Origin of the sequence: Hyphomonas sp., assembly GCF_013823385.1 — a bacterium.
Classification (GTDB): Bacteria; Pseudomonadota; Alphaproteobacteria; order Caulobacterales; family Hyphomonadaceae; genus Hyphomonas.
The window spans coordinates 1-1369 of record NZ_PNMA01000143.1; the positions used below are offsets into that span (position 1 = coordinate 1).

The 1369-nt window shown below is 61.3% G+C and carries 1 protein-coding gene and 1 pseudogene; both read right to left on the reverse strand.

What is annotated here, in order from left to right:
* Nucleotides 1-806, reverse strand: an 806-nt coding sequence (locus C0456_RS20570; protein ID WP_291056584.1) for a hypothetical protein, incomplete at its 3' end; no start/stop codon positions are given.
* Nucleotides 807-837: 31 nt separating this feature from the next.
* Nucleotides 838-1369 (reverse strand): annotated as a pseudogene (locus C0456_RS20575) (Rieske (2Fe-2S) protein); the annotation flags it as partial.

The window sequence follows — 1369 nt, forward strand, 5'->3', positions numbered from 1 at the left end:
TTAACGTTGGACGTGTTCATCGCGTAGTCCAGCCGGGTGCGGTCGCGGGTCTCCGGCACACAGGGGTGGAACAGCTGCACGTTGTCCCCCGGGCTGAACCGGCCATAGGCAATCGCGGCATGGCTGCGCAGGTAGATGCGTATTACCTGGCGCACTTGCTGCACATCGGCGCGAACGCCGCCGAACATCTTCATGATCGGTGCCACCGACTTGTTCACGCAGGTGCGAACCATGGTGATGGTTTCGCTGTCGTGGAACACTTCCACCGTTTCGGAATCCATCTTCTCGTCACCCACAACGTCGGCATGGATAAAATCGGCGTGGGTCAGGTCGATCAGGTTTTCCAGGCTCAGCGGGGCGCAGCAGTCAAAGCGTACAGTACCCAGCATGTGAAGCGGCAGGCCGCCGTCTTCCGGCAGATAGGGAATGCTTGGAACATGCTCGGGCGCGGCATTTTCCGGCTTGCCGAGCCAGCCCCAGACATAGCCGTATTTTTCCAGCACTGGATAGTGGCCGCTTTCGTCAGTGTACTCGCTCTTGGCGCCAGCCAGCATATCCTTGGGGTGGTTCTCCGCAGCGATCACCTGGCCATCGGGCCCGCGCCACAGGTAGAACGGCTGGGAATAGACAGCGCGGCGCACCGGTTTCTTGTTCACTGCAAAGCTGTGGGCCAGCGGAAACCATGCATCGGTCAGCATGATTTCGTGCGGCATCCAGGCATTGACCTTGGCCGAGAACTGGCGCGGGTCCGACGTGATCGGATGATCGTTCGCGGAAGATGCCGGATTATCGGAAATTTCGAGCATGGCAGGTTCCTTGTCCTGGTGCGATTTGCTTTCAGGCTACTTCGTCTTGCTGGTCGGTTCGGGCGGCGATCTTTTCCCGCAGGTCGTCTGCGTGGATCGATGCCGAGGGTTTGAGCACCCGCAGCGCAGCTCCATCGATATGGTCGTGCACCCGCAGCGGTGCGCCGAGGCCCATGGCCTTGGCTGCAAGGCCGGGGCGCTCGGGCGAAAGTTTTGCGCGCCAGCGCACCTGCGTGACCTGGCGTGCGCCCGGTACCGGCGCGAGCGTGGCCTGCAAGAGCAGGTTGAACTCGTCATCACGCAAGGTGAGGTCGCTTTCGCCGGTTACGGGATCGGTGGCGATCCGCAGGCTGATAGGAAAATCGGAGGTGAACGGGGCGGGCCAGTGCGGCGATGCCCATTGGCAAGACCGTTCCATCACCAGTTGCCCTTCCTGCACGCAAAGCTCTGCCAGCAGGTAGGGCGAGAAGCGCACGCCCTTGATTGAAATCAGCAGTGAAGGATCGTCGAACAGGGCCGCGATATACTGACCATGCTCCAGCGCCACGGTAGAGGTGCCCGAT